At 71.0% G+C, this 3,516-nt stretch carries 5 protein-coding genes and 1 pseudogene; 1 reads left to right on the top strand and 5 read right to left on the bottom strand.

Features of this window, described 5'->3' with window-relative positions; all coding sequences use genetic code 11:
* Window positions 1-12 precede the first annotated feature (12 nt).
* The 3 genes from GT030_RS11055 to GT030_RS11065 all read right to left on the bottom strand — a co-directional run bounded on the left by GT030_RS11055 (window position 13) and on the right by GT030_RS11065 (window position 2,200).
* Window positions 13-426, bottom strand: a complete 414-nt coding sequence (locus GT030_RS11055; RefSeq protein WP_135794700.1) for an SRPBCC family protein — start codon at window positions 424-426, stop codon at window positions 13-15.
* A 125-nt stretch (window positions 427-551) separates the two neighbouring features.
* Window positions 552-776, bottom strand: a complete 225-nt coding sequence (locus tag GT030_RS11060) for a hypothetical protein (RefSeq protein WP_161200947.1) — start codon at window positions 774-776, stop codon at window positions 552-554.
* Between the two features lie 1,232 nt (window positions 777-2,008).
* Window positions 2,009-2,200: a hypothetical protein gene (locus GT030_RS11065; protein WP_161200948.1), complete on the bottom strand. Its 192-nt coding sequence runs from the start codon at window positions 2,198-2,200 to the stop codon at window positions 2,009-2,011.
* 136 nt (window positions 2,201-2,336) lie between these two features.
* On the opposite strand from GT030_RS11065, the gene GT030_RS11070 reads away from it, so the two are divergent.
* Window positions 2,337-2,750 (top strand): GNAT family N-acetyltransferase, encoded by a 414-nt coding sequence (locus GT030_RS11070; RefSeq protein WP_202459958.1) that lies wholly within the window; start codon window positions 2,337-2,339, stop codon window positions 2,748-2,750.
* 97 nt (window positions 2,751-2,847) lie between these two features.
* Here the strand turns inward: GT030_RS11070 and cas5e are convergent.
* Together cas5e and GT030_RS11080 are read right to left on the bottom strand one after the other, a co-directional pair.
* Window positions 2,848-3,063, bottom strand: a pseudogene (cas5e, locus tag GT030_RS11075) (type I-E CRISPR-associated protein Cas5/CasD); the annotation flags it as partial.
* A partial coding sequence (locus GT030_RS11080) for an IS5 family transposase (protein ID WP_202459959.1) occupies window positions 3,060-3,516 on the bottom strand: 457 nt, incomplete at its 5' end. The gene GT030_RS11080 and the pseudogene cas5e, both read right to left, overlap by 4 nt.

Consider the following 3,516-nt stretch of genomic DNA (forward strand, 5'->3'; position numbering starts at 1 on the left):
CCGGCGGGGCGGTCAGCCCGCCGCGTCCCCGGACCGGGACCGCACCCGCTCCTCCAGCCGCCGCAGGCTGCCGTCCAGCGCCTCGCCGACCGCCTGCTCGCCCGGGTCGTGCGCCTCGTCGAAGAAGGACAGGTGCACGATCACCTCGCTCGGGCCGCTGTCGATGCCGGACACCTGGAGCCAGCCGGCGTAGGCACCCTGCTCCCGGGTGCCCCACTCCAGCCGCATCTGGTCCCGCTCCGAGCGCAGCAGCGCGGGCATGTCCTGGCCGGAGCGGTCCTCGTGCACGGTCACGGCAGGGAGGTCCGCCGCCTCGACGTGCACGGCGTCGGGGATCCAGGTGTCGAGCTGGCCGACGTCGGCGGCCTGGTCGAAGACCTGCTCGGGCCGCGCGTGCATCGTGCGGGAACGTTCGTACTCGGCCATCGTGGTACTTCCCTCCGTGCGGGAGCGGTGTTCCCCCCGCGTGCCCCTTCCGCGGCGCCCGAAAAGCGCGCCGCGCCCGCCCGTCACCAGCCTCGGCGGTGCGGCAGGCCCGGGCCGCCCCGGTCTCAGCGGCGGAAGGCCGGGTATCGCGGCAGCGGAGCGGTCCGCCACGGCCGGGCGACCCGCCGCAGCAGCAGGTCCATGGTCGCGGCCAGCCCCGGGAACTCCATCAGCGTGCGCGCCGTCTCCCAGCGGTGCCACAGCAGCTGGCGGACGGTGGGCACCGAACGCCGGGTGCGGTGCATGGGCCGGTCCACCTGGTGCACCACGGCGGCGCTGACCCACGACAACGGCCCCCGGCTTCCCCTGGACCGCCGGGGCCGCGCGGGTTATCTGGCCAGATAGACCAAGGCGGTCGGCAGCCGACGGCGGCAGAAATTGTGGGTTACTGACCCCAGTTCCGCCTGGGCCGTGGACCGCGGCGTGCTGATGCCGGTGGCCGCTGGTGGCCTTCGCCGGCCCCCAGGCCCACGCTTCGGTCGGCATCCTCCGGCGCGGTCCGGTCTCGTCGTGGCGGCGGCCGCCCACGCCTGCCTGGTGTCGCAGCGGTGCGACAGGTGCGTTACCTGCCCCGCCCGCTGCTCCACGGCATGGGCAGCGGGTCCCGTCGGGCGGCTACGATGCGCGGCCATCCCAAGGAGGAGACACCGATGGAACTGCTGGACCCGGACGAGTGTGCGCAGAGGATGGCCACGGTTAACGCTGCGGTCGACGAAGCACGCTGCGAGCTCTGCGGGCAGCCTGCCTGCACCCACTGTGAGGCGCACCTGCCGGCCCCGCATGCGGCCTGCGAGGACTGCGGGCGGCAGCTCCTCCAGGTCGTCTCTCGCATTCGTCGAGATGACCGTCTAGCACCGGCATAGTCTGAGCGGTCGCGACCGATCGGAGGGGGCCAGCGGCATGAGTGACAGCGACGGGGTTTACAGACCATCGAGCAAGCGCCAAGTGGTGTGGAGCTGGGTACTGATTGTCGCTGTGGTCAGCCTCTTCTGGGGCTGTTCAGTGCTCGACAATGACAGACCGTCTGGCAGAGAAGCACCACCATGCGAGGTGCAGGTTCGCGGCGGTACCGATACCTGTTGAGCCGGACCAGGGCGAGAGCCGGTGCCGTGCCAGAGCGGAACCGCGGCGGTCTACGCTCGGGAGGATGAGCACCGCCCCCACTGCACTGCCGCCCGAGCCAGTCCCGCATCGCCCGTGGCGCGCAGCGGACGGACCGGCCCCAGTGGTGTGGACATGGCCGCGCGACGACCGCCCCGCCCTACGGGTCTGGTCGGCGGGAGACTGACGGTACGCGCCGGTGCTGGCCCGGCATGAATGGTCGGACGGAGCGGTCTGCTATCAGGTCCAGGTGGACCCTGCTGAGCGACACGACGGTGACAATCCAGCTGTACGAGTGGCCGCAGCCCGGCCTGCGGGCGGCCCGCCGAAGTGACGTAACACCGCTCGCGGGGACCGCGGCCGCGGCGGCGCAGCAGGACACGATGCCCCGCGCCCCCTGAGCGGCGGGCGCGAGCGCCGCTCAGACGTAGCAGTCGGTGATCTCGGCGGCGAACACGCCGCTGCCCACCGGGTAGCCGCTGAGGAGAACTGTGGCGGTGCGGCCGCCGACAAAGAGCTGGATCACCGTGCCGTCCGGCTCGGCACGGCGGAAGTAGATCGGGCCGGTGGTGCCGAGGGGCGGGTTGATGACCTTGAAGAGACGGGACTTCATGCTGATCCTCTCCGGACGGGGACACCCCGACGGGCCTCCCTTCACCCCCTAGTGCTGTGACCGCATAGGTTCGCCGGGTCCATGGCTCGGCACCGGTTACCGCGGGCTGGACGTCGGGCTGTGGCACGATGCCGCGATGATCACCTCACCGATCCCGCCCGTCGTCCCCGCGGGCCACCTGGCTCAGATGGAACAGCCCGTGTTGGCGCTCCCTAACGGTCTTGAGCTGCGTCCCTGGCGCGTCAGCGACGCCGACGCTTTGGTAGCCGCCGCTCAGGAACCGGCCATTCGCCAGTGGAACCGGCTCGTCGTGACGTCGCAGACGGAAGCATGCAAGCGGATTGAGCGCATGCACGAGCGTTTGCAAAACGAGCAGAGCGCGATATGGGCCATCGCCCGGCCCGACGGCGGTCAGGCCGTGGGGTTGATCGGTTGGGGTGACATCGACCTCAATGGCGGCAGCGCCGAAATCCTGTACTGGATTCTGCCCTCAGGACGCGGTCGCGGCACCATGGTCGAGGCCACGAAGCGGGTGACCCAGTGGGCGTAGCGGCGACGAGCCGCTCGACCACCTCGCGGATCTGCTGCGTTCCAGGGTTCCCAGCGTCTTCCTGATGTGCGGCGAGCCTCCGCACGATGCTGTGCTCGCCGGGCCGGTCAACGCGGATGGTGAGGGACAGGCCGGCCAGGTCGTCGATCGGTTCGTCGCGGTGGCGTCCGAAGGCGGAGGCGAGCAGGCCGATGATGCCGGAGCGGGTCGGGAAGGCTGCGGTGTCGCGTTCGTTGAAGTGGCTGTGCTCACCCCAGGACTGCAGTGGTCCGGCGAGGCGGAGCAGCAGTCCGGGCTGTGGGCGGGGGGTCATGCGGTGGCCTGGCCGGGCAGGGCGGCGTGGACGGCGGCCGTGATCACCACGCGACCGGCCGATGGCATGGTCGCCGGGTTCACCTGCCGGGGCCCCTTTTTGCGGGCCCCGGCCGCGTGCTGATGGGCCCGCACGATCGTGGAGTCCACCGAGACGGCCCAGTTGAGGTCCTCTTCCCCGTCGGCCTGTGCCACCAGAGCGGTGAACACCCGCTCCCAGGTGCCGTCGACGGCCCACATCCGCAGCCGGTTGTAGACCCCTCGCCAGTTGCCGTACTTCTCCGGCAGGTGAACCCACTGCGTGCCGGTCTGGAACTTGTAGGCGATCGCATCGATCACCTCCCGGTGATCCCGCCAGCGGCCACCCCGCTTCGGTGTCCGGTCCGGGAGTAACGGCTCGATCCGCGCCCACTGCGCATCAGTCAACGGCACACCCGGACCAACGACCCACTGA

It is taken from the genome of Streptomyces sp. SID1328 (assembly GCF_009865595.1).
In the GTDB taxonomy this organism is placed as follows: Bacteria; Actinomycetota; Actinomycetes; order Streptomycetales; family Streptomycetaceae; genus Streptomyces; species Streptomyces griseoluteus.